The sequence below is a fragment of the Halarchaeum salinum genome, from assembly GCF_039520965.1.
In the GTDB taxonomy this organism is placed as follows: Archaea; Halobacteriota; Halobacteria; order Halobacteriales; family Halobacteriaceae; genus Halarchaeum; species Halarchaeum salinum.
Genome location: NZ_BAAABL010000037.1, coordinates 1 through 23236 on the forward strand (window position 1 = coordinate 1; position 23236 = coordinate 23236).

27 protein-coding genes and 3 pseudogenes are annotated in these 23236 nt (G+C 59.6%); 14 read left to right on the forward strand and 16 right to left on the reverse strand.

The genetic code is table 11. The features are described from left to right. Positions 1 to 680: 680 nt before the first annotated feature. Positions 681 to 1601, reverse strand: coding sequence for a transcription initiation factor IIB (locus ABDZ36_RS04650; RefSeq protein ID WP_211313367.1), 921 nt, complete (start codon positions 1599 to 1601; stop codon positions 681 to 683). Positions 1602 to 1858: 257 nt separating this feature from the next. Beyond that, entirely contained in the window at positions 1859 to 2749 is an 891-nt protein-coding gene (locus tag ABDZ36_RS04655) for a DNA-binding protein (RefSeq protein WP_211313368.1), read from the reverse strand. Positions 2750 to 3365: 616 nt separating this feature from the next. On the opposite strand from ABDZ36_RS04655, the gene ABDZ36_RS04660 reads away from it, so the two are divergent. Both ABDZ36_RS04660 and ABDZ36_RS04665 read left to right on the forward strand, forming a co-directional pair. Continuing rightward, on the forward strand, positions 3366 to 3548 hold the full coding sequence (locus ABDZ36_RS04660; protein ID WP_211313369.1) for a hypothetical protein: 183 nt from the start codon (positions 3366 to 3368) through the stop codon (positions 3546 to 3548). Positions 3549 to 3557: 9 nt separating this feature from the next. Continuing rightward, complete coding sequence (locus tag ABDZ36_RS04665) at positions 3558 to 4028, forward strand: hypothetical protein (protein ID WP_211313370.1); 471 nt, start codon at positions 3558 to 3560, stop codon at positions 4026 to 4028. 157 nt (positions 4029 to 4185) lie between these two features. On the opposite strand, the gene thiC is transcribed toward ABDZ36_RS04665, so the two are convergent. The 7 genes and pseudogenes from thiC to ABDZ36_RS04695 all read right to left on the reverse strand — a co-directional run bounded on the left by thiC (position 4186) and on the right by ABDZ36_RS04695 (position 10910). After that, positions 4186 to 5634 (reverse strand): phosphomethylpyrimidine synthase ThiC, encoded by a 1449-nt coding sequence (thiC, locus tag ABDZ36_RS04670; protein WP_211313371.1) that lies wholly within the window; start codon positions 5632 to 5634, stop codon positions 4186 to 4188. A 912-nt stretch (positions 5635 to 6546) separates the two neighbouring features. Continuing rightward, positions 6547 to 7665, reverse strand: a complete 1119-nt coding sequence (bioB, locus tag ABDZ36_RS04675) for a biotin synthase BioB (protein ID WP_211313372.1) — start codon at positions 7663 to 7665, stop codon at positions 6547 to 6549. A 110-nt stretch (positions 7666 to 7775) separates the two neighbouring features. Next, positions 7776 to 7877, reverse strand: a pseudogene (locus ABDZ36_RS14875) (DUF7558 family protein); the annotation flags it as partial. Positions 7878 to 7980: 103 nt separating this feature from the next. Beyond that, positions 7981 to 8187 (reverse strand): hypothetical protein, encoded by a 207-nt coding sequence (locus ABDZ36_RS04680; RefSeq protein ID WP_343749219.1) that lies wholly within the window; start codon positions 8185 to 8187, stop codon positions 7981 to 7983. 357 nt (positions 8188 to 8544) lie between these two features. Then, complete coding sequence (locus ABDZ36_RS04685) at positions 8545 to 9114, reverse strand: hypothetical protein (RefSeq protein WP_211313374.1); 570 nt, start codon at positions 9112 to 9114, stop codon at positions 8545 to 8547. Continuing rightward, positions 9111 to 9476, reverse strand: a complete 366-nt coding sequence (locus ABDZ36_RS04690; RefSeq protein WP_343749220.1) for a hypothetical protein — start codon at positions 9474 to 9476, stop codon at positions 9111 to 9113. The genes ABDZ36_RS04685 and ABDZ36_RS04690 overlap by 4 nt, the downstream gene beginning before the upstream one ends. 204 nt (positions 9477 to 9680) lie before the next feature. Then, positions 9681 to 10910 (reverse strand): RNA-guided endonuclease InsQ/TnpB family protein, encoded by a 1230-nt coding sequence (locus ABDZ36_RS04695; protein ID WP_211313390.1) that lies wholly within the window; start codon positions 10908 to 10910, stop codon positions 9681 to 9683. A 366-nt stretch (positions 10911 to 11276) separates the two neighbouring features. Here ABDZ36_RS04695 and ABDZ36_RS04700 point away from each other — a divergent pair, with 366 nt between their 5' ends. The 7 genes from ABDZ36_RS04700 (at position 11277) to ABDZ36_RS04730 (ending at position 15161) form a co-directional block, all read left to right on the forward strand. Continuing rightward, complete coding sequence (locus ABDZ36_RS04700; RefSeq protein WP_211313376.1) at positions 11277 to 11522, forward strand: hypothetical protein; 246 nt, start codon at positions 11277 to 11279, stop codon at positions 11520 to 11522. Between the two features lie 447 nt (positions 11523 to 11969). Further along, positions 11970 to 12272 carry a helix-turn-helix domain-containing protein gene (locus ABDZ36_RS04705; protein ID WP_211313377.1) on the forward strand — a complete coding sequence of 101 codons (303 nt, stop codon included), beginning with the start codon at positions 11970 to 11972 and terminating at the stop codon, positions 12270 to 12272. Continuing rightward, positions 12273 to 12701, forward strand: a complete 429-nt coding sequence (locus ABDZ36_RS04710; RefSeq protein WP_211313378.1) for a type II toxin-antitoxin system VapC family toxin — start codon at positions 12273 to 12275, stop codon at positions 12699 to 12701. Continuing rightward, the gene (locus ABDZ36_RS04715; RefSeq protein WP_343749222.1) at positions 12694 to 12939 is read left to right on the forward strand and encodes a type II toxin-antitoxin system HicB family antitoxin; all 246 of its coding nucleotides are present in this window, start codon (positions 12694 to 12696) and stop codon (positions 12937 to 12939) included. Before ABDZ36_RS04710 ends, ABDZ36_RS04715 begins: the two co-directional genes overlap by 8 nt. Before the next feature lie 22 nt (positions 12940 to 12961). Beyond that, complete coding sequence (locus tag ABDZ36_RS04720) at positions 12962 to 13381, forward strand: HVO_A0114 family putative DNA-binding protein (protein WP_211313379.1); 420 nt, start codon at positions 12962 to 12964, stop codon at positions 13379 to 13381. A 14-nt stretch (positions 13382 to 13395) separates the two neighbouring features. Beyond that, positions 13396 to 14484: an SWIM zinc finger family protein gene (locus ABDZ36_RS04725; RefSeq protein ID WP_211313380.1), complete on the forward strand. Its 1089-nt coding sequence runs from the start codon at positions 13396 to 13398 to the stop codon at positions 14482 to 14484. A 203-nt stretch (positions 14485 to 14687) separates the two neighbouring features. After that, positions 14688 to 15161, forward strand: a complete 474-nt coding sequence (locus ABDZ36_RS04730) for a DUF7342 family protein (protein WP_343749223.1) — start codon at positions 14688 to 14690, stop codon at positions 15159 to 15161. A gap of 81 nt (positions 15162 to 15242) precedes the next feature. On the opposite strand, the gene ABDZ36_RS04735 is transcribed toward ABDZ36_RS04730, so the two are convergent. The 3 genes from ABDZ36_RS04735 to ABDZ36_RS04745 all read right to left on the reverse strand — a co-directional run bounded on the left by ABDZ36_RS04735 (position 15243) and on the right by ABDZ36_RS04745 (position 16627). Beyond that, a complete protein-coding gene (locus tag ABDZ36_RS04735) occupies positions 15243 to 15875 on the reverse strand; it encodes a DUF7437 domain-containing protein (protein ID WP_343749224.1) in 633 nt (210 codons plus the stop codon). A gap of 176 nt (positions 15876 to 16051) precedes the next feature. Then, complete coding sequence (locus ABDZ36_RS04740; protein ID WP_211313382.1) at positions 16052 to 16354, reverse strand: hypothetical protein; 303 nt, start codon at positions 16352 to 16354, stop codon at positions 16052 to 16054. Between the two features lie 114 nt (positions 16355 to 16468). Further along, on the reverse strand, positions 16469 to 16627 hold the full coding sequence (locus ABDZ36_RS04745; RefSeq protein ID WP_211313383.1) for a hypothetical protein: 159 nt from the start codon (positions 16625 to 16627) through the stop codon (positions 16469 to 16471). Between the two features lie 139 nt (positions 16628 to 16766). On the opposite strand from ABDZ36_RS04745, the gene ABDZ36_RS04750 reads away from it, so the two are divergent. The 3 genes from ABDZ36_RS04750 to ABDZ36_RS04760 all read left to right on the forward strand — a co-directional run bounded on the left by ABDZ36_RS04750 (position 16767) and on the right by ABDZ36_RS04760 (position 19379). Then, the gene (locus ABDZ36_RS04750) at positions 16767 to 17966 is read left to right on the forward strand and encodes a hypothetical protein (RefSeq protein ID WP_211313384.1); all 1200 of its coding nucleotides are present in this window, start codon (positions 16767 to 16769) and stop codon (positions 17964 to 17966) included. Positions 17967 to 18351: 385 nt separating this feature from the next. After that, positions 18352 to 18891, forward strand: a complete 540-nt coding sequence (locus ABDZ36_RS04755; protein WP_211313385.1) for a DUF7342 family protein — start codon at positions 18352 to 18354, stop codon at positions 18889 to 18891. Beyond that, entirely contained in the window at positions 18891 to 19379 is a 489-nt protein-coding gene (locus ABDZ36_RS04760) for a toxin-antitoxin system TumE family protein (RefSeq protein ID WP_211313386.1), read from the forward strand. Before ABDZ36_RS04755 ends, ABDZ36_RS04760 begins: the two co-directional genes overlap by 1 nt. Here ABDZ36_RS04760 and ABDZ36_RS04765 read toward each other — a convergent pair. Together ABDZ36_RS04765 and ABDZ36_RS04770 are read right to left on the reverse strand one after the other, a co-directional pair. After that, a pseudogene (locus ABDZ36_RS04765) lies at positions 19376 to 19758 on the reverse strand (DUF7558 family protein). The gene ABDZ36_RS04760 and the pseudogene ABDZ36_RS04765 overlap by 4 nt on opposite strands. After that, a complete protein-coding gene (locus ABDZ36_RS04770) occupies positions 19755 to 20039 on the reverse strand; it encodes a DUF8069 family protein (RefSeq protein WP_343749225.1) in 285 nt (94 codons plus the stop codon). Before ABDZ36_RS04770 ends, ABDZ36_RS04765 begins: the two are co-directional and overlap by 4 nt. Positions 20040 to 20237: 198 nt before the next feature. Between ABDZ36_RS04770 and ABDZ36_RS04775 the strand changes: the two genes are divergently transcribed. Next, entirely contained in the window at positions 20238 to 20537 is a 300-nt protein-coding gene (locus tag ABDZ36_RS04775; protein WP_211313388.1) for a hypothetical protein, read from the forward strand. A 76-nt stretch (positions 20538 to 20613) separates the two neighbouring features. Here ABDZ36_RS04775 and ABDZ36_RS04780 read toward each other — a convergent pair. Both ABDZ36_RS04780 and ABDZ36_RS04785 read right to left on the reverse strand, forming a co-directional pair. Continuing rightward, positions 20614 to 20801 (reverse strand): annotated as a pseudogene (locus ABDZ36_RS04780) (ISH3 family transposase); the annotation flags it as partial. An 84-nt stretch (positions 20802 to 20885) separates the two neighbouring features. Further along, complete coding sequence (locus tag ABDZ36_RS04785; protein ID WP_211313389.1) at positions 20886 to 22409, reverse strand: aldehyde dehydrogenase family protein; 1524 nt, start codon at positions 22407 to 22409, stop codon at positions 20886 to 20888. 159 nt (positions 22410 to 22568) lie between these two features. Between ABDZ36_RS04785 and ABDZ36_RS04790 the strand changes: the two genes are divergently transcribed. Beyond that, positions 22569 to 22769 (forward strand): DUF7967 family protein, encoded by a 201-nt coding sequence (locus tag ABDZ36_RS04790; protein ID WP_343749226.1) that lies wholly within the window; start codon positions 22569 to 22571, stop codon positions 22767 to 22769. Positions 22770 to 23236 lie beyond the last annotated feature (467 nt).

Genomic DNA, 23236 nt, shown 5'->3' on the forward strand with positions numbered 1-23236 from the left:
TACTCTCCCGCTTCACTTCCAACGTTCTAACGACTCATCCCGACGCTGTCTGCGGATTCAATAGAGCCGAGCGTGATTGAAAACGGCGACGAGGAACATCACTAGAAGTGGCAGTCCGATTGAGGCTGCGAGTGCGAGACGGCTTGTTGTGATATTCCAGTGGACCATGAAGAACAGAGAGTATAGATAGAGCGCTATTGCACCCCATCCGCCACTTTGAATCATCGAGATCGACGGCATGAGGTAGCCCATCGACAAATGCGCGGGATTACTAATAAAATGTCCGACTGTGTATATCTCCACGAGTCGGAGCAGTGGCTCTGTACAGACGAGAAGTCGCTCAAAACAAATCAAGTGCTACCGAGATCTGCTTTGGAAATTCGTGGTTTATCGGCTCTGTTGAGGTACAATTAGCTCGACGTCTATGTCTCTGAAACAACTATTAGCTACGACCCTCTAATTCCGTTTACTCTGTACTGAGCGCCCTTAGGGCGCTTCACTCGGCAAAACACTTCTCATTCCCGGTGATCGTTTGTCGGTCCGTGGTTACGTTGTTCGCACGGTGAAACGGCAACTTTCCGGGTCTAACGGATTACTCGGCCGCCCAAGATTTTCCATGTGGATCGTTCAGTAGATCTGCTATGGATGACCGTAATTCTCGTGATCAGTATCTCAATCGGTCAGACAACGTGTTCTGTGAGCGTCGCTCGGTGACTCCGGACCGTGTTCGTCGAGACGCCAGCAGTTTCAGCGACCCGCGACTGGGTGAGCCGCCAGTCAGCCTCCCCTGCAGCGACGTATAGGCACGCGGCGGCGAATCCCGCCGGTGACGCCCCACCAACGACGCCACGCTCTTGAGCGCGCTCTGCGAGACTCTCAGCCCGACGGCGAATCCGACCAGGTAAATCGAGATTGGAACTGAAACGCGCAAGGAACGCCCGCGGCCGCATCGGCTGCGCCGGCAACCCGAACTCCTCGTTCAGAACCGAGTAGGCGTTCAACACGCGCCCCTTCTCGACACGCGCGGCCTTAACGACGTCCCCCTGGGGGAGCGGATGGCCGGTACAGCGGCAGGCCGCGTAGACGCTTGCCGCCGCCATCGCCTCGATCGACCGCCCGCGAAGAAGGTCTTCGTTTTGTGCACTCCGGAACAGCCGGCAAGCCTGCTCTCGATGCGTTTCGGAGAGTTCGAGCACGCTCACCACTCGCTGGACTTCGCCGAGGCCATGTCCAAGGTTGCGCTCTGCCTTCGAGCGGAATCGCCCACGCCGTTGTTCACGCGGAAGCCGACCGAGCTGCCGACGCTTCGATATCGAGAGTGCGTTCCCGGCTGCGTCGGTCTTCCGTCCAATCGTCGTCGAGAGCCCCCGGTCGTGCCGCGACGCCGTGAGCGGTGCGCCCGTCCGTTCGTCTTCGTCGTCGTAGACGGGCTCGCCGCCGTGGTCGATCGCGTGTTCGTCGATCACGAGCCCGCACTCCTCGCAGACTGTCTCCACCGCGTTCGTCTCGACGCGCCCACCGCACTCCGGACATCCGGACGTGGTCTTGTCGGTCTGTACATCTTCGTCGAACCCGCTCTCGTAGATGTTACTGATCGCCATCGATCTCACCAAGTCACGGGACGACGCCGTCGTGACGCCCCCGCACCCCTCGTGGGGCGATAAACTACCGTTGCCGGCTTGATTCAGTGCCAGAACCACTGTTCGCTGTCTCCAGGTTCTACGTTTGGCGGTGTGGTGCGGCGAGGTTGTGGCTGCGCGCGCAGCGACCAGCGGGAGCGAGCACGGAGCGGAGGGTGGGGCGGTGGGGCTTGGGTCTGGTCCGGCAAACAAAAAGAAAAGAGCCCGCGCTAGTCGTTCTACTCCCAGTAGCGTCCGCGCTCGGGGAAGTGGAGGTGTGTCCAGCCGGTGAACGCGATGGACACCCGGCCTTGGTACCAGTTCTTCGAAGCGCCCCGAACGCGCACACGCTCGCCTTTAGCGACCTCGCTCATCCCGCTCTTCTCCCAGCTGGTGAACTTGATCCGTCCTGTCTCGTCTTCGAGCAGCCCGACTTGGGCGATCTTCGCGGAACTAGGCTCCCACAGCTGACTCACAGTACCTTCGACGCTCACCTCGCCACGATCCACGTCTTCGATCCGATTGATGGGGATGACCTGTCCAGGCGCTGCTTCGAGCTCGGCTTTCACGTCGAGAACGGCCCGGGAGATGTCCGCGCCGTCGAGCACCGCCTGTGCGAGCCGCCGACTGATCGCCGCCCGCGACCACCCATCGAGCTCATCCGCCAACCTGGCTGCCTGCTTGTTCACCGCTCCGAGTTCCGTCTGTGAGAGCCGCTCCCGGACATCGTGGTCCGGACGACACGCCCGATCCACGCTAGCCGCCCGCCGGTCGAACTCCGCTCGCCACTCGGCGCACCGTGCCGCCGCGACGTCGCGCGTCCGCTTGGCACGCCCCTCTTGCCCACTGAGTTCCGCCTGTGCGCTGATCCGATCCAACTCCGCTTCACGCGCCTTGATGCGTTCCTCTTGTGCGAGCGTCACACCGGGAATCCGATCCTGATCCGCGTCCGCGATCCCGTCCGGGTGGTTCGCATCCACCTTCGCTTGCGTCTCCTCTTTGACCGTGGCCTGGAACGCCGGCGTCTCCGCCACCACCGTGAAGCCGTCTTCGTCGACTGTCTCGCGCTCGCCGTCGCCAAACTGGTCATCCACCGAAACAACCTTCTGACTCGCGTTCTGACTCGACATTGCAGTATACCTTTGAAGGCGCTCACGCGCCGACCCGCCGCGATTCCTATATCGCGGCATTCCTCACACAACGACCGACAGTGACGTCTCTGCGCTCTCGCTCGCGCCTTCGCCTCGCCCCCCGTGGGGGCGAGCGAGAGCGCTCGACACAGCGGCCACTATCCAGCCGCGCGCGGCGACCCGCCGGGAGCGAGCGGCCAGCGCATTCCCCGTTCGCCGCGACGCAACCCCGTCCGTCGCGGGCGGCAACGCCGCGGTCCGCCGGACCCGAACGGGTGAAGCGCTGGCGTCGAGACCAGATCCATTTTAGCCCGGACCGGGCGTGGGCGGTGCGGAGAGCGCCCGCATGCCCGGACTGGTCGGTCGCGAGCGACGCGAACGGTGAACACCGTGAACCGTGAGCAGGCGACCGGCGGCACGCGCCGAGCGCGGCGAACCGTCGCGTCACACGTTCGTTCTTCGGTGTCTGTTAGGCGGCGTAAGTCGAGGATTGGGGAATTCGAGTGTGGTCGACTTGGGGGGTATGCTAACCAAGTGTTTGAGGCTTGTCGCACCCAGAGCTGGCAATCACGCTGGGCGATACATTCTTATCTTCGGCCGGTGAATCTAGTCGTAGATGAGTGTGATGAGTGAAGAAGCAGCTGCCGTCTACGAACAAGGCGTGAACGCCGATCGGAGTGCCGAGGAGGCGTGGGAGCGGATTCAGGCGCGCAATGCGGAGACTGAGTGGGATGTTGTCGGCATGCTCGGACGGCGTCTCTCTGCGGATGACGACGGCGAACTTGAGGAGACGGCGTAGCGGCTTGGAATGGATGTTTACGACTCGAACATCTGGGTTCTTGGTTTAACTGGCGAAGTCGCAGCAGCTGAAACGCTTGTTGCTGAGGCAGCGTCAGCTGACCGATTTGTCTCTGTCACGCCCTATATTTATTCGGAGGTCTACGAGGCATTCAAACGCGAATTTAAGGGTGAAAAAGCGATGGCGCATGTTACAGATTTCTCAACGCTTATCGCGCATTCCGAAACCGTCGACGCACCATCGCAGTCAGCTATTAGTGCCGTAGAGTTGTCAGAAGTTCGTAACCGTGATGAGAATATTCTCTTATCAGGCGTTCTTGGCTGTCAGATTAAGGACGTCCCCATCATCGTTGCGGCCTTTCAGCGCTACAAGGACTCTGGAGATGACGTCACGATCTATACGGCAGACAAGGACTTTGCTGATACCGATCTTCAGGCACTCGATATTTCAGCTCTCAGCCTCGAATACGTCGAATACTAACAGAGATACTTCGGCTATCTGCCATGAATGTTGTTTTTGACCATTTCGGTGGCTACATTGCGACGGTTGTCACCGTAACTGGCTTCGCTGCGGTGTTCGCGCTCGCCCTGTTCAGAAGGGTGGCTGTGCGGATGCTGCGGCCGCGTCCACGAGGCGCTCAGTCGTCCGCGTGTGACTCCTCGGGGGTGAACGTGACGCCGCTGATTTCGATCTCGTCCGGGACGCGACTGGTGTCGTGGGTGCCGACCGGCGGGACGTTCACTTCCGCGGCGGGGGACGCATCGAGATCGGTGTCGCCGTCGATGGCGGCCATCTCTCCGTTCGAGTCACGCGCGTCCTGGTCGATGCGCATCGAGCAGAACTCGACGCCGCACATCGAGCAGAAGCGTGCCTCCTTGTAGTTGTCACCCGGGAGCGTCTGGTCGTGGTAGGACTGCGCGCGCTCGGCGTCGAGCGCGAGGTCGAACTGCCGCTGCCAGTCGAACTCGTAGCGCGCTTCCGAGAGCGCGTCGTCCCAGTCGCGGGCCCCCGGGAGGTCGTTCGCGACGTCGGCGGCGTGCGCCGCAATCCGATAGGCGGCGAGGCCGTCTCGAACGTCCGCCTCGTCGGGGAGTCCGAGGTGCTCCTTCGGGGTGACGTAACAGAGCATGGCGGCGCCCGCACGCGCGGCCTCGGTCGCGCCGATGGCGCTCGTGATGTGGTCGTAGCCCGGTGCGATATCGGTGACCAGCGGGCCGAGCACGTAGAAGGGGGCGCCGCCGCAGACGTCCTGCTGTCGCTCGACGTTCTCGGCGATCTGGTCCATCGGGACGTGACCCGGCCCCTCGACCATCACCTGCACCCCGTGCTCCCACGCGGTCCGCGTGAGTTCGCCGAGCGTCTCGAGCTCGGCGAACTGTGCGTCGTCGCTCGCATCGGCGAGACAGCCGGGGCGGAGCCCGTCGCCGAGTGAGAACGTCACGTCGTGTGCCGCGAAGATCTCACAGATCTCCTCGAACTCCGTGTATAGCGGGTTCTGCATCCCGTTCTCCTCGATCCACTGTGCCAAGATGGAGCCGCCCCGTGAGACGATGCCCGTCTTGCGACCGTCGGTCAGCGGCAGGTGCTCCATCAGTACGCCCGCGTGGATCGTCATGTAGTCGACACCCTGTTTCGCCTGTTTCTCGATGACGTCGAGCAGCAGGTCGTGGGTGATGTCGGCGGGGTCGTCGACGTGCTTGACGGCCTCGTAAATTGGTACCGTGCCGACTGGAACGGGCGAGTAGTCGATGTTCGCTTCGCGGGTCTCGTCGAGATTCTCGCCCGTCGAGAGATCCATCACGGTGTCCGCACCGTAGTGAACCGCAGTGTGGAGTTTCCGGAGTTCTGCTTCGAGGCCGCTGGTCGTCTCGCTGTTGCCGATATTGGCGTTGACCTTCGTAGAGAATTCTCGTCCGATAATCATCGGATCGAGCGACTCGTGTGCGTGATTGGTCGGGATCACCGCCTGACCCTCCGCGACCTGCTGCCGGACGAACTCGGCGTCGCAGTTCTCGCGCTCTGCGACGCGTTCCATGGCGGAAGTGAGTTCGCCGTCTCTGGCCCGCTGTAGTTGCGTTCCAACCATCAATAACCTAGTTGTATTATGGGGTAATATACTCTGTGGGTACAGCGCTGTACCGCCACACAGGTCGGCTCCAATGATTGGTCGCCCGTGTTTGATAGGAGACCATCCGTGATCGGCTAACACTCCCAGCAATATTCTATATAGTTCAAGATTGCCAGAGTCGGGCGTATGCGGTGGAACTGACCAATGCTCAACCCCCTCAGAACCGTCGGTTTGGGCTTAACTGAACACCAATGGATAGGGGCCTAAGGTGGGCCCATAGTGATTCCCGGAGTCGTTTGAGATGGCAACTATGCGGCGGTTTCACGGGACTGCGCGATACCAGCCAAGTGCGTGCACACCAATGCCGTGCGCGCTCAGTCCGAGAACACGGGATTGTAGACGCTTAGTTGATATTATAGGCTGAACAGGCGCAATACCACGCCGTTCACGGCGTGGATACGCGCCGTCAGTTGTGGTAACGATCCACCGTTCAAACACTATCCTCCGGGTTTCTCACGGTGACGTTTAAGTGACAGGCCGCCGTACTAGAGAGTAGGAATTGGTCGGAACGGAGCGGATTCCGAACCGTCCTACGGAGGCGGCCTGTCCGCCCACGTAACGAGGTAGTATCCGAAAGAACAGGTAGTGAACGCACATTCCAGAAGAGTGTGTCTGTGCTGACTGCTCAAAGCACGCGACACGATACCCCCGACTCTGCTGACACCTGCCGGGGTCCCGCTGGCAAAAACAACACCGGGATGCCAAACACGGTCGAAGATAGGGGTAACGGCGGCTTGGCACCGCCAGCAGTCCACCACATCAACGTTGTGGGACTACCCGTACCCGAAAGGTGTGGTAGTCCGGTGATTGGACTCCAAACCTGACACTCCCACCGCTCGGGATCCCTCCACGTTTACGCGGAGGAGGATGTCAATCTCGTGCCATGTCGTTGGTCGCGTTGCTGGTCGCCGTTCCCGCAGCTGTCTCGACGGCTGCGTCGTCGTCCCCTGCCCGTCCGACGGCGTCCGGGTCGAAGTCGTTAATGCTCGTGTTCGGCTGGAGGCCGGCCCGCTCGATGACTTCGAGGTCTTCGGCGGGTGACTGTCCGCCGGTCGTCAGATAGTCTCCGGTGAGCATCCCGTCGGCGCCGGCTTCGAAGGGAAGGTGTTGTTCGTCGGCCGCGAGATTGACCTCGCGGCCGCCGGTGAGACGGATGCGCGCCTCGGGGTGGAGGAGGCGGTAGACGGCGATCGTCGAGACGATTTCCTCTGTTGTGATGTCAGCACCCGCCGCATCACCGAGTGGCGTCCCCTCGACGGGGTTAAGGATGTTGACCGGGAGCGAGGAGACGCCGACATCGCGCAGTGCGAGCGCAGCGTCGACCCGGTCAGTCGGTGCCTCACCCATCCCAAGGATGACGCCGGCACAGAGCTCCATCCCGGCCGCCTTTGCGCGTTCGAGAGTTTCCACTCGGTCAGCAAAGTCGTGTGTGGAGACGATTTCTGGGAAGTACTCGGGTGACGTCTCGATGTTGTGGTTATAGTGGTTGACGCCTTCTTCGGCGAGCTGGGTCGCTTCCGCCTCGGTCAGCAGTCCAAGACTAGCGTCGACGTTGACATCGGTTTCGTCGCGGACGAGCCGGATTGCGCGGATCACGTCCGCCCACTCCTCGGGTCGGCGCTTCTTCGAGACCCCCTTCTCGGCGACGACGATACCGAAGCGCTGGGCGCCGTCGCGTTCGGCGCGCTTCGCGGCGGCGAGCACCGTCTCTGGATCAAGGAAGTCGTAGGTGTCGATTCCGGTGTCGTGGTGGACGGACTGCGCGCAGAAGCCGCAGTCTTCCGCACAGCTCCCGGCCTTTGCGTTCACAATACTACAGGCATCAACAGTGCCGTCGCTGAACTGTGCTCGGACAATGTCCGCGCCCGCCGCGAGGGGCTCGACCGGCTGCGCGACGAGTGCGAGCGCGTCAGTGCGATCAAGTTGTTCCCCGTCAAGCACGCGGGCGATTGCGTCGTCAACCGTCTGATTACCGATCTCGTAAACCATAGATTGAGTCGTGGTTTACAGAACGATAGTAGTTGGGGACGACTCTCTGAGAACACAATCGCTACGAGATACCCCTGCGAAAGGAACGGATCGGGACCGGACGCGGGAAATCAATCTGTGCGAACGAGATGAGATTCGAGGTTACGAGTCCGGTAGGTCGTCGGCGCGGCGGGACTGCAGCGAGCGCAGAGATGGCCGCGTTGGACGGGATAGCGGCTTAGCGCGGACGGCTACTATTGATTAAGCCATGGAGGAGTCGGTGCGCGGATTTCGGTCGTGCAGTCATGAGATGGGGAAGGGTGCTGAGTGGATGCTTCACTCACTGAGTTCCATATTGGGAAGGTCGGGCTGAACGGAGGCCTGGACTCCTACCACGTCGATAGTTTGCTTCAAAGCCTTCAATACGGCGTCTAGGTCTTGGTTGAGGGCGATTTGCTTATACTGTCCACCGGTTGATCCCTCGTTACGCTTCTCGGTTGTGATGATACCGAGCATCTCCATCTCGTCAAGATGGCTGTGCATCCAGCGAGGCGTTGCTTTCGGACCACACGTTCGAGTGATTCAACTGAGTGCCTATACTTATAAACACAGTTGCCTCACCCACACCCCACTGTTCGAGTGAACGACACATCGGGCAGCCGGTTACGCCGCTCAGGTAGCCATCCACCATCCGGGCGGACTCAGAAGGGACGGAGGCCACCGCGGTTGCCTCCCGGCTCCGGAAGCACCACAGAGGCGTGCAGCGGCGGTCCTCGTCAGTAACACGAACGAGGAGGCAGCAAGACGCAGGCTTGCGCGGGCGCGGACTGCCGAGTGGTCGAGAGCTGTCAGGGGTGGATCGCCGGCGCTGGATGGTGGGCGTCGCCACTCAGAGGCCGGTTACGCGTCGAGGCGTTGGAGCAATTGCGTGACGTAGGGGCTGTTTTCCCAGCTTCGATGCGGGCTGATTGTCGTGACCAGTGTCTTCGCTTCCGCCCGCGTCATATGGCCGTTCCGGGCGTAGTCACAGATGAGCCGCGGTGTCGGGACGATCCGTGGGCCCTGGAGCACGGCGTGAATCAGCGGGAAGTTCGTCCCACCGAACTCGTCGGTAAGGAACCCGTCGACGCCGAGCGCGTTCGCGAGGACGATCCCGTCGGTTTCGCCGTCGTCGAGGCCGAACGTCGGCCGCGAATCCGGTGTGTCGTCACGCTCATGGGGGTCCTCGACCGTATAGTAGCTGCGGGCCACGAGGACGTTACTCGCAGCGGCGGCGTGGATGTCCTGATACTGCGCTATGTCGCGGAGCTCCGCGACGACTTCTGGTGGGACGACCACGTCACAGGAGGTGAGCAGGTACTGGAACGGATCCGGAACGTCGGGCCCGACCGCTGCGTCTGCACGGGGCACGGCGAGACTGACGAGCGCGCTCGTGTCGGCGACGACTGTGCGCAGCCGATGGCCACTCATCGATCGTCGTCACCGGTCTCGACCGTCGTCGCGTCGCCATCGTAGACGTCGACATCGTCGGGGGCCGCGAGATTGAGTGGCTCGTCGTCGAGGTCTGCTTTGAGGAGGCGGAGTCGTTGAGCGGTCTCAGCGCCGACTAGTTGCTTGACCGTCTCGAACTCGAGTTGGTCGTCGTAGTACTTCGTCGCGACCAACTCCTGGAAGGTCTCGCTGTCGGCCGTGTCCTCGATATACTCGCGGATGGCTTCAACGAGGAGATCCGTCCGGTCCTTGTCGAAGAGGTCGGCGATCGCGTCCAGTCGATCGACGAGGTACTCCGGTGACTGGAAGTGTACCCGCCGGGGGTCGTCGCTCGCGCTCATTCTATGTGCAAGTTTTGCACATAGGTGCATAACGGTTTCGGCGCATGCACACGCCTTGCACATCAACGCCTCCTGGTTCGTGGAGATTCAGTGAGAGGAGTTTGCAGATTCGTCTGGAGAGTACTCTCGTCGGCAGGCCGTCGTCGACGCTCGAGGTCAACTGCCTCGGGGTCAAGCCCCGAGGCTTGTCAGTGGACTCCTGCTCTAACTGCGAAGGGCAGTAGGTCGAAATTGACCGTTCGCATTCACTGTCCCTGACTTCAGGGCCAGCTGACTGGTGGCCCGTCCAGCACCAGACTTGAGCCAGTGCTGGAGGAGACGCCACCCGATATTCCGAGCGGCGTTGTAGTCGGCGTGGAGTTGCTTTCCACACTTCAGGCACTCGAAGGCGTCACCATTACGGTTGTCTTCGTGCGTGAACCCGCACGAGGAGTGACTGCACCGTTGCGACGTGTAGGCAGGTGCAACCATATCCACCTCGATGCCGTATTCTTCGGCCTTGTATTCGACGTGGCGTTGGAGTTCACGGAACGCCCACTGCTGGAACTTACTGGCGTTGGAGATACGCTCACGGATGTGCGTCAGGTTCTCGAACGCAATCGCCGTGCAGTCGTTCTCAACGACCTCCTGCACAATCGCTTTCGACACGCGATGCAAGTAGTCCGCGCTCCACCGAGCGAACCGTGAGCCGATACTCTTGATGGTGAGGTGCGCAGAGCGAGTGCCTGTCTGTTGGAGGTTACCGCGCCGCCGTTCGTACTCGTCGCGCTTGTGATTGAGGTAGTCTGCATTACCAAGGAACGCTCCCGTGCTGGTGACGGCGAGGGAGCCGTCCACGTTCAAATCGACGCCGAGAACCACTCCGTTCTCGGTCGAATCGTTGCCAGAATCAGGGGGTTTGACTTCTTTTTGGACTGCGACGTGGAGGTAGTACGTGCCGTCACGCTTGTGGAGAGTGGCTTCCTTGCGCTCCCACTCTGATGTCCAGTACTCCGCAAACGGCGTGCCGTCCTCGTCTTCTGGCGTGACGAACTCGGCGGTCACGCGGTCGTCCACGGTGGCGAGTGTGACATGGTCGTCGTTGTAGGTGATGGTGCGTCCGTTGTACACGACCACGCTTCCTCGGAACTCGGGCTTGCTGGCCTTCTTTCCATCTTTGAGGATGCGGTCTTTGCAATTGCCGAGGGCGTTGGTGGCGAGGTTGCGGGCAGATTGGACGAGACTGGCTTGCAGACTTGTCTGCGCTCGAACCTCTGTGTAGGTCTGGTCGTGGAGCGTGTTCTTTGTGTCCTCAATCTGCGTGGGGTCGTCGTTCCATCCAGTGTCAGCGACGTGTTGGGTCGCCTGTTGAAATTGCTCGAACGTCGCATCGAGAACGCTGTGAGCGTCCTCGGGAACGTCGAGCTTGAGATGGATGTTTCGGACGACCACTATACTTCATTAGAAAGCGTAGATATACTTCAAAGTATTTGCTCAGATGTGGGGAGTCGGCCTTGCCATCGTGTGTAGTTTGTGTCATCGAGTGTCGGCTTCCTCCCCGACCTCAAGGGTCGGGGTATCCGCCTCGACCGCCGATGAAGACCGGTGTGGTGTCCCGTGAAGATCCGCCTCGGACAGATGAAACACGGTGTCAGACGCTAACCCCTCAGTCGACCTGCTCTGGGAGTCTGAGGACTTCCCAAGCGATAACGGACCGAACACCCATGGCGCCGTCAAACGGGCGAGCGCTGATCAGTGCCGCCGGCTACCGTATGACCGGTTGACGGTATGCTTAGGTGTGCGTCGGTCAACAGCGCCCTGATGGCCTCGAAACCCTCCATCGGCGGCTACATTGCGACGGTCGTCACCGCCACCGGCTTCGCCGGGGTATTCGCGCTCGCCCTGCTCGGCGCCGGCGGCGGGATAGCGATCATCGGCGTCGTCGCGTTCCTCGTCGTCTTCTGTACTGTTCTCTTCGTTACGATCGACTCCCTAATCAAGGAGTGGCTGGCGTACGCCATCACGAGCGACGGGCTACCCCCCGAGCTCGCCGCCGAGGACGACTGAGCACCGGCACTCAGCACGAACCAGCCGCGAGCAATTATGGAGCGCCGTCTCCGACCCGGTACGCCCCCGCTATACCGGTCACGAGTACGGCCGACACGCGAGCCGATGCGACGGCGCCTTGGAGCGAACGCCCCCCTGAGCGCCCCGTGGGAGGACTGAGTCGAAACGCTCGCGATCAAGATCGCAGACGAACCTGGCTCCGAGGTCGTCGCCCATCCGACAGACGTAGCGGACAATGCGGTCGTCGAGTACTTCGCGCGGTTTCGACGTCGTCGTAACGCCACCGGCCTCACACGCCGAGCGTGGCGAACTGTCGACGCCACACCGATCAGAGAGGGGTGAGACGTAGCAAGTGAAGCCCCCTACTGGCGTAGATATGGTGGATGGTCTCGTGCTACAAGTATCGTGTGGGGAAGGGGTGAAGTGGGTCGCGGATGAAGAATAGGTATGAGCGAGAAGATTCCGGAGCCAGAGGAGCCGACGGTGACGGACGCGGATGTCCTCGACGTCATCGACACGATGGAGCCGCCTGCGGTGACGGTTTCAGACGTCTCGAACGTACTCGGGTGTTCGCGCGACGTCGCACGCCGCCACTTGGAATCGCTCCATGAGGCAGGGCAGGTCAAGCGGCGGAAGACGAGTGGGGTCGTACTCTGGTGGCGCCCGCGCGGTGAAGTCACGCGTCCCGATCCAATCGACATGGGGGAGACGAATTCCGTCGAGGAAACTGAATCCTTCGGGCAGGACTAAATGGTTCGCGCTGTTGTCGACGCGAACGTCATCTTCGCGGACCGGAATAGTCGCGACGAAGACCACGACCAAGCAGCGGCGATCATGGATGCAGTTGACCGTGGCGACCTGCCGACGATTCATCTCACGACGCACAACATGATGGAGGCACTCGCATCGATTCAAAAGCGATCGGAGTGGGCGCGTGCGGTCGAGACGCTGCAGTATCTCGAAGGAAGCCCACACATCGAGATCGTCCATACGAGTGATGCCGACCAGACGGACGGACGGCTGATCTTCGCCCGCGAACAGAACGTTGAGCCGCCTGACGCTGTCACTGTGGCATATCTAAACCGGACTGGGATTGAGTATATCTACTCGTTCGATGATGACTTCGACCGGTTCCCGTCCTTTGCCCGTCTGAATACCGCTGTCAACCCCTATGCGTAGCCAAAACCACGGCGGTATACAATTCATCCACGAGGATGACGGACGTATTACAGCCGTTGACGAGGAGATGGGAGTGACATCATTTGGCGAGACGAAGACCGAAGCGCTCCGCATGCTTGCCGAAGCTCTCGTACTTTACGAGAGGGATGACGACCCGGTGATAGATATGGACCTTGAGGAATTTGGTCTCAAGTTGAACGACGTTGTCCGAAAGTCTGCGGAAATCCCTAGGGGATAGCGGTCTGAACGCTCTCTGACTTATGTCTGTACTCCACATCACCGTCGATAACCGCGCACAGCTTCGCGAAGATGCACTGGCGTTCGTTGAAGACGCGGACGCTGGTGACCGCGAGGCCGGCGACGATCGGGCGGTTCTCCAGTTCGGGAGTTACGACGACTTAGTCGATAGTCTCACCCCGCTCCGGCTGGAAATCGCCCAGACAATTGCTGAACACCACCCTGAGAGTATGCGTGAGGCCGCTCGGCTCGTTGACCGTGACGTCTCCGACGTTCACGGTGACCTCAAGCACCTCGAAGTACTCGGCATCCTCGAACTCGAAGAAGGCGGTCCGTGTGGGGCGATGCGCCCAGTCGTCCCCTTCGACCGGATCGAGATGCACATCGACTATCCCCTCGTCCGAACCGGTGACCCTGACCAATCACCCGCAAACGCCAATTGAGACGACCCAATAGAATGACCACCCCCACCCGAGACACGGTTCAGGATCACTGTACGGAGGCTGTCTTCGAGCGCGGCGAGACGTACCATACAGAGGGACGCGTCTACGACCGTGCCCGTATCGATCAGCACGTGACAGCGACCATCCATGGCTCACGCCAGTACGAGGTCACTGTCGACATTGCTGCACCGGACTTCGCTCCCAGTTGTACGTGTCCCTACGACGGTCCGGGTATCTGCAAGCATGTCGTCGCCGTCCTCCTGTCCCTGGCGAACGGCGTTCCGCCGGACGAGTCGCCGCGTATCGATCGTGTCTTGTCGACTACCGACGACGCCGCCCTCAGAACATTCCTGCGCCACGAACTCGCCCAAGATGGAGCGCTCCGGGACCGATTCCTCGCACGGTTCGACGAGAATCCCGACGTCACAGTCGACGAGTATCGCGAGCGCGTCGAGCAGTTGTTCACCGAACACACGACCGACTATCCCGTCGTGACCCACGCGATCGATTTCTCCACCATTCTCGATGTCGCGGACGAATACCGTGACCGCGGGCGGTATCTGCAGGCTGCGACAGTCTACCGGGGATTCCTCGACGGGCTTGACGCACATATGGATCTCGTCGACGCCGCGTACGACCACTACACACGGACCTTCCAAACTGCACTCGACGCGTACATCGCGTGTCTCACGAACACTGATGCACCCCCGGAGAGTCGCTCTCCACACGTTCGCTTCCTCATCCAACAGGCGGCGTCCGGAACGGACTACCTCCAAGAACAGTATGCCGACGCCCTCGCTGAACTCGACGCAGCCGGCGTCATCCGCGTCGTGATCCACGCCGGCTACGACGACGTCCTACTGCTTGACCGAGAGACCGCGAGTGCAGTACTCACCGGCGATCGCCGAGAGCTCCTGGATCACATCCACGACGGTGACGTCGAGTCCGTCCAGCACCTCGCGAAAGAAGTTGACCGTGACAAGGCCGTAGTGAGCCGCGATCTCGAGTCGCTCTTCACACACGACCTCATCGAGTATCGCGAAGCCGGCTCGCAGAAGATTCCCGAATTGAAGCACGAGACAGTCATCGTTGAACCCGTCTAGACGCGGACTTCATCGGCCGCGAAGACAACCTGCGAAACTCCCGACTGTCGGGCACCTGCAGACGTTCTTGCTCTCTGCCACTACCCTCTCCAAGTACCCAAAACTACTGGGGGTAGACGGCGTAGTGACGGGTGATATCGGAGGAAACCCCGCCGGATCTCGACCTTACTGGGGAGTGGGAGGCGAGACTGGAAAGGCGAACGGTGGCGGAGCGCGTCTCTGAGGGTGCGATGGCGTTGACGGCGCCGACGCCGGTCAGGGAGATTGCGGAGCGGGCGGACTGCGCGACGGCGGAGGTACGGCCACATCTCGAGTGGCTCGTCGAACGCGGCATCCTCGAGAAAGCCACGGACGACCCTGCACACTTCGTGCGCAATGAGGCGTACGTCGAGTTCCGCCGGATTACCGAACTGAGGCGGGAGTTCGAGACGCCGGAGGCAATCGCGGACGCGATCGAGAAGTATCGTGAGCGGGAACGCGACCTCGCGGCGTTCTTCGAGGTGGCCTCGCCTGACGACGTCGTACTCGCGGACGTCGACTCTGAGGACCTTGACGAGGTCTACGACCGATTGAGTGAGTGGCGCGCGATCACGCGACGGCTTCGTGACCTCACCGAGGCAAAACGCCGTCTTGAAGCGCGTCAAGTCGGTTGCTCGCTTTTAGGGCTCGCTGAGTAGATAGTGACTGTCAGATGTGACGTATCGTGTCGCCGATGATGTCCAACAGCCGTAGACGGTGGTCGTGTCGGGAACCTACACTCATCCGTCGTCCGGTGGGGGCGGTGTCGTCTCCCGCTCGTCAAGATCGGGAAGCTCCATTGCTTCGTAGACGTCGGGGAAGAGATACTCGAAATAGGGGTCGTGGTCTCGGCCGACGGCAAGGGCAGGGACGAGTGCGTAGCTGATCATCATCGCTTCTGTCTCGCGAACGTCGATGTCGTCGGCGACCATCCGCTGAGTGGTCTGTCCCGCGAAGTGGAGGCCGGCACCACGGAGTGCGGCGACAAGTTTCCCGATGCCGTAGCGGTCGAGGAAGTACGCGACGTCCGCATCGATCTCTTGGAGGGCGAACGCGTGGAGGACGGTCGGCGTAATGACGATCGGTGCGTGTTCGTCGACGACAGCAATCGGTTCGGCCGTCAGTCGCTGTGGCCGTGTTGAATTATCCCGTGTGATGAGACCGAGGTTGACGAGCTGGTCGATGTATTCGTAGGCCGTCGATTTCGAGAGATCGAGGGCGTCTTCGACGTCGGGTGGTGTCGTCGGCCCCCAGTAGCAGACATAAACGTAGACTCGTGTGAGTGCTGGATGATTGAGGAGTTCGACAACAACCTCGAGCCCCGGTGTGTTCTCGGCGAGACGCTTGGGGGTGAGTGCGTCGCCAAGGGGCATACCTACACCACCAGTTGACCGGGCTGTGTCGTTCGGTGGCTCTTCAGGCATACGACGACGTTCGAAGTCGATAGGCCTCAGACTATTGGTCGAAGACTTTCGAAAACCGCTGTGCGCATCTGCATATCATCCTAGCAGTGGGGACTCGCCCAATGCGCCTCATGTTGAGAAACGCGTTAAACGTCGGCGACGTCGTCGATGTAGTCGTCGTCGAGTTGCTCCTTCAGGACGCGGCTGTTCGCGGCATCCTCGGCGCTAACGAGTGACTTGAGCTGCTCGTAGGTGATCTCGTCGTCGTAGTAGGCAGCGGCAGTCTCTTGGACGAGTGCATCGTCATGCGCTGCGTCTTGGAGATACTCACGGAGTGCGGTGACGAGGATGTTGGTACGGTCCTCGTCGAGGACGTCCGCGAGTGCGTCCGCTCGGTTGATAAGTCGGTCAGGGGCGCGAAACTGGACGCGTTTCTTCTCACCGCTCATGGTGTGTCTGTTGTACACCCTATTACTTCGCAGTTGTCGTGTGAACGATGTGAGCCGCGTGCGTCGCCAGTGGCGACTACTGTTCGATCGGGAGTACTGCCCGATCACTCCTCCTCAAGGGTCGTAGATCCCGGCATGGCAGCGGCCATCGAACTTGCCCATCTCAAGGGCAATCTCGTGGCGTTCCTCGTCACTCTCCGCTGCCTGATAGCGCTCGTAGGGCTGGCGGACGGCATCATCGGCTGGGACCGTCAAATCATCGCTTTGCTCCATCTTTCCGTGGTCTATTTCAGCTGGGGGTCGTCAGATAGACGCTGAGACTAGTCTCCCTCAATATATTCATCTATATAACTAAGGTAAATAATCTGAGTAGTAGATAGTTTCAATACCAATCTACGATAAAATTAGATTGATGATTAGAGAAAATGGCTCAAGAAGAGCTGTATTGAAAACAGTTGCCTACAGTCTGCTCGGGGGAAGTCTTATTGGTCAGGCTAGTGCTCGTGAGCGGGAGAGTCTCAGCAACTCGAGAGCAGCAAAGGGTATCACGGGGACAGTTGACTCGCCATTGAGTCGCGATGAAATCGAAGAGACACGAAAGTCTGTTTTCAGCCAGGCCAGTGACCGAGAGAGTACGACGGTCGCGGCATCAATGAACAATGGGAAACCGATCGTTGGTTACGCCGCAATCGCTAACGATGGTGTGCTGAACGAACACTATGAAATTGTCTCCATGGGAGAGATGCATGACGTTGAGATATCGGTATCTGGCGCTGAGCGAGACAGTACAGTAAAAGAAATGCAGCCTACAGGAAGAGGGATAGAAGAAAGGCAGCAAATTGCACACCAGCGAATCAAGTCACTCGTCAAACGAGAAAAGACGACTGCGACAAAAACAGAAAGCAGTACCGCGGATGTATCTATTCAACAGCGATCTGTCCCCTCCAATAAATATACGGGAAAGGGGAGCATTAGAACAAACGATCAAATTCATGCTTCAACTGACGGTGGCTACTGGGGTAAGGGCGACTTGATGGGGACTCTTCGAAACGGATCCGAAGTTTGGGAAGCGACAGATACGAATGACCCATACTACTGTGTGATCCAAAGAGGGGGCCAACAACCTGCTGTAGATCTCTCATCTACGGACAAAAGCTTCCACAACGGCCATACTACTCAGGAGCTAGCGTTTCAGGACACGCAACTTGGGGACCCATATCTCGACTCCTATGCACCTCAAGGTGATACGACTGGACACGTTGATCTCTCGTTTACCGTTGGCGTGACGAAAAATGGTTCGGCGGTGAACGTCTCAATGGATACCCCGTACATTAGTAGAACAGATAACGTTAACCAAGACAGTGGCAAAGTCAAATTCGATTACGGCTATCCCGATTCCCTAACTAAGCTCTTTGACGCAGAGGGTCACGAAAATCTTGTAAACCTCACCACGGTCGGTTGGGTTGAAGTTGACCAAGAGCTGGGGTTATCCGATTCAGTCTGTGACTCCCTGATTAAGGGGGAGTTCGCTTACGACTTCTCGCGGGCCGGAAGGGTGAATGTCGGTTCGGGCGACATTGACCTTTCTCTCAATGGCTACGGGTTGAACTAAACAGCAGATTCATAACGAGCCAATCCAATATCGAATACTGATGGACACCGAGCTACGTACGCATTTGCTGTTCATTGAGATCCTTCTGATAGTGGTCGTAGCGATTGGAGTTTTTATGTATAGCCAGCTAGTTCCGCAATCAGGTCTACTAGGTCTCGGACTGCTGGGCGTCGTTGGAGTGCTGTTTCTGTATGTGTATGAATCGACCGGATGAGTGGGATTGAGTAGTGGAGTCCTCTCTCTTGATGTACATCCAGTCAAGCACTGGTGTCTGTCTATCTCCGGTTAAGTCGGCGAAGCAGCGGGCGTTTCCTGCTCCCGACGATAGCGCTTAGATATTCTGGTAGCCACAAATTAATGTGAGTGTAGGTCGTAGTAGGTGGTAATGAGCGAGAAGACACCACCGGATCTAGATCTCACCGGGGAGTGGGATGCGACCCTAGAAGGCCGGACAGTGAAGGATCGGGTCTACGAAGTTGCGACAGCAGTGACGTCGCCGACGTCCGTCACCGACATCGCAGAGCGAGCGGACTGTACAAAGGAGGGGGCACGGCCACACCTCGAATGGTTTGTCGATCTCGGTGTGCTTGAGAAGGTCGCGGACAACCCCGCGCTTTTCATGCGTAACGAGGCGTACTTCGAGTTCCGCCGCGTGACCGAACTGACGCGGGAGTTCGAGACGCCGGAGGAAATCGCGGACCGGACCGCGGAGTACCGAGAACGAGAGCGCGACCTCGCGGCGTCGTTCGAGGCGTCCTCTCCCGGTGCAGTCGTTCTCTCGGACGTCGACTCTGAGGACCTTGACGAGGCCTACGATCGGCTCAGTGAATGGCGTGCGGTCACGCGGCGACTGCGTGAACTCCACGAAGCGAAACTCCGGCTCGAATCGGACTCCGGCTCGACATCTGCTTCCTCGTTCCCCTGATGGAGCGCGCTGACGATTTGAATGAGGAGCGCCTCCGTATTCTCAGCCGACACCTCGCCGATCTCTCCCTCGTCGAGACTGTCCGGTACTTTCCCGCTGGAAAGGAGGACCGTGTCGTTGCCACCCTCGAAATTAGCTACTATCCGGATGTCGTTGACTTGGCTCGCCTCGAGGTACGTGTGCGGCTGAATGGTGACTTCAATTTCCAGTATTTCGAAGGCTGGTCGGGTGAACAGTGGTCGTGTCGCTGGGATCGGCATCCGAACTCGCACAACACCCGCGATCACTTCCACGTTCCCCCCGACCCGCACGAAGAGGCCGCTGTCGATGCTTCCTATCCATCGACTCCGACCGATGTGCTTCGCCTCGTTCTGGAGACGATCGAACATCGTATCAACGATCTCTGGACGTCGACGACAGACCCAACGTTCCCCAGCGAGTACGAATTTACTGGCGAATTTGGTGCCTCGTACCGTGACGACGACTAACGCTCTCGCCCGGTATTCTGCTCTGCTTCGACGTCGCCTGTCTGTGTGCTCACATCAGCTTCTCGAATGAGGTGTGTTCCGAGGTCGCGAGTCCAGTAGGTTGTCGGTCCGGTGGGACTGCAGCGAGTGCAGAGGTGGAGCGTACCTTCGAGGTGGGCGAGTTGGACGCGATAGCGGGTGAGGGCGGCGACGGCGTTGACGAGGCAGCCACAGCCATCGCACGCGAAGCGATGTTGCTCGGCCGGGTCTGGGTGTTCACGGAGCGCGCACTCCACGCAGATCGGGTGTGGGTGATGAGTTCGTCCTTGCCCCACGACCCGGCTTGGCCGAGGCGGACGTCGGGGTCGGCGTCGCAGAACGCACACGTCTGCTGGCTCATGCATCCGCCCCGTCGTCGCGACCGGCTTCCCACCCACGGTGATAGGCGGCGAGTTGGACGACGTCTTCGAAGACGGCGTCCGCTGGCTCATGGATGAGCAGGCGATCGGTCGGCACTGCCACCACGGTGTCGTCCTCAAGAAGGTCGGCGATCAGTTCGCGAGCGTCTGCCTCGGTGAGGTCGTCTGTTCGTCGCCGGGCTTGATCGGCATCTTTGGCGAGTTGCTCGCGCTCGAAGCACTCGGCGTCGTCCGAGTAGGCGTGTCGATCAGGTGCAGTCATCGATGGAACTCGCGACGCGTGGTGTGCGTCGCAGCCCTCGACGGCGCCGACAAACGCGACGGCGGTCACATCCCGGTGGCTCTCAAGATCTTAACCAACATAATCGTCCATCATCCCGGAAGCGTTGGTTAAGAGCGGGCGACCAGGGCGGTCTTGGAGCAGGGTATACTTCACACGCGATTCCGTATGGTGGATTGAATGGCAGATGATGACCCGGTCGTCCACTGCGAACTCGCTGACAGCGTGGATCTTCGCGCGGGACTGGAGGCCGCGTACATCGAACATCTGGAGGTGGACGCCGAGCGAACGATCGTCATCTCCCAGAGTGCGATTCTGATGGTCGTCGCGACCGACGGCGACGCGACGGCGGCCCACGCGTTCGACGTCGAACTCTGGGAACCCCCCATCCACACTCACGACCTGAGTCCAGCAGAGATTCTGACAGAGTTCGTTGAGGACTTCACTACTGCGCTACCGACGACGCGCCAGCCGGAGTGACACCTAGAACTGAGCCGATAGGGCCCGCTGGAACATTATAAAGGTTCGAGAAGAATTCTGGTGGCTAAAGCCACTAGATGATCGGGACCACATAGGCGCAGTTGTGCGCCTGAAGCAGCGTGAGGCACTTGCTATCGTAGAACCCGTAATCAAGGTGGCGCCCTTGACTACAGTGTCAAATCCATCAAGTACTCTAGGAAACTCAACGAGGACACTGCTGGCGATATGCCGTCTCAAAGACGACGACACCGCCAGCGTGTAGCGCCAATGGACGTCGTCCGAAAAATAGTGTAGGGGACTTCTCGTGCGCTTGATCCAGCCGTTGAAAACCGGCGGCGGCCATGCCGCTCAGTCGAGCGAGATATTGACGGTCTTCGTCTGCGTGTAGTGTTCGATGGTTTCCTGACCGGTCTCCCGGCCGATACCAGATTGTTTGTAGCCGCCAAAGGGCTGGCCCGCGGGGAAGTCGTTGTAGGTGTTAACCCAGAGGTTCCCCGCTTCGATGTCTTTCGCGCAGCGGTAGGCGTTCTGGAGGCTCTCAGTTATGATACCGCCAGCGAGCCCGTAGTCGACATCGTTCGCCAATTCGATCATCTCGTCGTAGTCGTTCCAAGTGAAAACTTCCTGTACTGGTCCGAATATTTCCTCTTGGACGGCGCGATTGTCATGGTTGAGATCGTCGATGAGCGTCGGCGTGACGAAACAGCCCTCGGCGAGCGCGTCGTCGTCCGGCCGGTTGCCACCGGTGACGAAGGAAGCGCCGGACGCCCGCGCCTCCTCGATGTAGCTCATCGTGTTCTCGACCTGTTCCTCGGTGACTTTCGGGCCGAGGTCGGTGGAGTCGAGGAGCGGGTCGTCGACGGTAAGGTCCTCGGCAGCGGCGGCGAGTCGGTCAAGGAATTCGTCGGCGATGTCTTCGTGGACAAAGAGCCGCGAGCCGGCACAGCAGCATTCTCCCGTGTTGAAGAAGATGGAGGTGACGGTGGTCTCGACGGCCTGATCGAGGTCGGCGTCGGGGAAGACGACGAGCGGGCTCTTTCCGCCGAGTTCGAGCGTAATATCCGTGATGTTGTCGGCGGCGCTCTTCATCACTTCGCTCCCCACGGCCGTCGAGCCGGTGAATGCGAGCTTTCGAATGCCGTCGTGGCTCGCGAGCGGCGCACCTGCGTCGGGGCCGAGACCGGGAACGACGTTGACGATGCCGTCCGGGACGACGTCACCCGTGGCCTCGAGCAGTTTGAGGACGGTGAGTGGCGTCTCCTCGGCGGGTTTGAGAACGACGGCGTTCCCGGCGGCGAGTGCAGGTGCGAGTTTCCATGACGCCATGAGCAGTGGGAAGTTCCACGGGATTATTTGGCCGATGACGCCGTAGGGTTCTTGAAACGTCTGGACGGTACGACTGGCGTCTGTCTCGACCGACTCGCCCTCGTGAGCACGCGCGATGCCGGCGAAGTATCGGAAATGATCGATAACGAGACCGATGTCGCCGCGGGCTTCGGTTATCGGTTTTCCATTATCGAGTGATTCAAGACGGGCGAAGGCCTCCTTATTCGTCTCAACGCGGTCAGCGATGGTATCGAGCATCGCCTGTCGTTGTGCCGTGGAGTAGTCCTGATATGTCTCCTCGTATCCGCGCCTCGCCGCCTCGACCGCGCGGTCGATATCGGTGGCGTTCCCGGCCGCAACCTCAGCGAGGACATCACCGGTTGTGGGGTCGCGCGTCTCGAAGGTCTCACCGGATGCGCTCGGTACCCACTCGCCGTCGATGTAGAGCGAGCGGTGCTCCGGCAGGACCTCGTCGGCGGTTTCCTCGTGGCGGCGCTGAATCGCGGTCTTTCGTTCCTTCGGCGATTGATCTTCTCTCGTTGACATACATGTGTTAACACTCATCCAACATTATTATTAGTTTTGATTAGGAGGGTTTCGTGATATATCTCCGTACTGTTGTATCGGCAAGTCTTCAACGGGAATCCGCAGACGTGACTCGAACACTAGCAGTGGACCATTCATTCAGAACGCGTACGGGCATACATGGACACGCAAGACGGTGACGCGGAGTCGGTCCGAGCCTGGCTGGTCGAGCAGACGTACTCGGACGACGAACAGAACCGGATAATCTTGACGTACTCGATCCCAGTCGGCAAGCGATACTTCCCGAGGGAGTGTGCGCTCGCAAGATTCGGGGACGTACGCGAGACAACCGCCGCCAAGGATCTGGAGAGAGTTAAATAACTACTGTTATTCGAGAGGTACGACACCGAGACACAGCGCATGTGCAACGACCACGCTCCCGCCGATGCCATCTAGAGCGTTGACGAACTGTGGCCGTTAGTACCGAGGTAGTTTGTGAGGATGCCACCAGCAAGACCTACGAGGGGAGGAGGACAACTCATAGGGCGTTAAGTCTATCAAGTGCGACGCTACCAGTCAGAACGACGACGCCGGCAAAGAGGGCCTTCGTCGGCGGGCACATACAGAGGGGGTGAATTGAGCGATAGGTGGTATCTGAATACCGTCTGTTAGGTTCTTTCTCTGTATTTACTGTCCTACATCGGGATTTGTTATCTATTGGGAGTGTAAACAGAGTCAACCATGCTATCTGTGACTGGCAGTAGGCAAAGACCTATATTCATTCGTCTTTAGCTAAGACTCACACCTCGGTTGCGTAGCGGTAGCGAGCGTCTCCTGTAAGACCGGAC

Coding starts and splice junctions, on each gene's coding strand:
- ABDZ36_RS04685 (WP_211313374.1), bottom strand. CDS start 9,114: ATGAGTGGCCATCGGCTGCGCACAGTCGTCGCCGACACGAGCGCGCTC.
- thiC (WP_211313371.1), bottom strand. CDS start 5,634: ATGGTTGGAACGCAACTACAGCGGGCCAGAGACGGCGAACTCACTTCC.
- ABDZ36_RS04660 (WP_211313369.1), top strand. CDS start 3,366: ATGAGTGTGATGAGTGAAGAAGCAGCTGCCGTCTACGAACAAGGCGTG.
- ABDZ36_RS04770 (WP_343749225.1), bottom strand. CDS start 20,039: ATGACTGCACCTGATCGACACGCCTACTCGGACGACGCCGAGTGCTTC.
- ABDZ36_RS04705 (WP_211313377.1), top strand. CDS start 11,970: ATGAGCGAGAAGATTCCGGAGCCAGAGGAGCCGACGGTGACGGACGCG.
- ABDZ36_RS04650 (WP_211313367.1), bottom strand. CDS start 1,601: ATGGCGATCAGTAACATCTACGAGAGCGGGTTCGACGAAGATGTACAG.
- ABDZ36_RS04720 (WP_211313379.1), top strand. CDS start 12,962: ATGTCTGTACTCCACATCACCGTCGATAACCGCGCACAGCTTCGCGAA.
- ABDZ36_RS04655 (WP_211313368.1), bottom strand. CDS start 2,749: ATGTCGAGTCAGAACGCGAGTCAGAAGGTTGTTTCGGTGGATGACCAG.
- ABDZ36_RS04790 (WP_343749226.1), top strand. CDS start 22,569: ATGGACACGCAAGACGGTGACGCGGAGTCGGTCCGAGCCTGGCTGGTC.
- ABDZ36_RS04745 (WP_211313383.1), bottom strand. CDS start 16,627: ATGGAGCAAAGCGATGATTTGACGGTCCCAGCCGATGATGCCGTCCGC.
- ABDZ36_RS04690 (WP_343749220.1), bottom strand. CDS start 9,476: ATGAGCGCGAGCGACGACCCCCGGCGGGTACACTTCCAGTCACCGGAG.
- ABDZ36_RS04775 (WP_211313388.1), top strand. CDS start 20,238: ATGGCAGATGATGACCCGGTCGTCCACTGCGAACTCGCTGACAGCGTG.
- ABDZ36_RS04710 (WP_211313378.1), top strand. CDS start 12,273: ATGGTTCGCGCTGTTGTCGACGCGAACGTCATCTTCGCGGACCGGAAT.
- ABDZ36_RS04715 (WP_343749222.1), top strand. CDS start 12,694: ATGCGTAGCCAAAACCACGGCGGTATACAATTCATCCACGAGGATGAC.
- ABDZ36_RS04735 (WP_343749224.1), bottom strand. CDS start 15,875: ATGCCCCTTGGCGACGCACTCACCCCCAAGCGTCTCGCCGAGAACACA.
- ABDZ36_RS04665 (WP_211313370.1), top strand. CDS start 3,558: ATGGATGTTTACGACTCGAACATCTGGGTTCTTGGTTTAACTGGCGAA.
- ABDZ36_RS04725 (WP_211313380.1), top strand. CDS start 13,396: ATGACCACCCCCACCCGAGACACGGTTCAGGATCACTGTACGGAGGCT.
- bioB (WP_211313372.1), bottom strand. CDS start 7,665: ATGGTTTACGAGATCGGTAATCAGACGGTTGACGACGCAATCGCCCGC.
- ABDZ36_RS04755 (WP_211313385.1), top strand. CDS start 18,352: ATGAGCGAGAAGACACCACCGGATCTAGATCTCACCGGGGAGTGGGAT.
- ABDZ36_RS04680 (WP_343749219.1), bottom strand. CDS start 8,187: ATGCACAGCCATCTTGACGAGATGGAGATGCTCGGTATCATCACAACC.
- ABDZ36_RS04760 (WP_211313386.1), top strand. CDS start 18,891: ATGGAGCGCGCTGACGATTTGAATGAGGAGCGCCTCCGTATTCTCAGC.
- ABDZ36_RS04785 (WP_211313389.1), bottom strand. CDS start 22,409: ATGTCAACGAGAGAAGATCAATCGCCGAAGGAACGAAAGACCGCGATT.
- ABDZ36_RS04740 (WP_211313382.1), bottom strand. CDS start 16,354: ATGAGCGGTGAGAAGAAACGCGTCCAGTTTCGCGCCCCTGACCGACTT.
- ABDZ36_RS04700 (WP_211313376.1), top strand. CDS start 11,277: ATGGCCTCGAAACCCTCCATCGGCGGCTACATTGCGACGGTCGTCACC.
- ABDZ36_RS04750 (WP_211313384.1), top strand. CDS start 16,767: ATGATTAGAGAAAATGGCTCAAGAAGAGCTGTATTGAAAACAGTTGCC.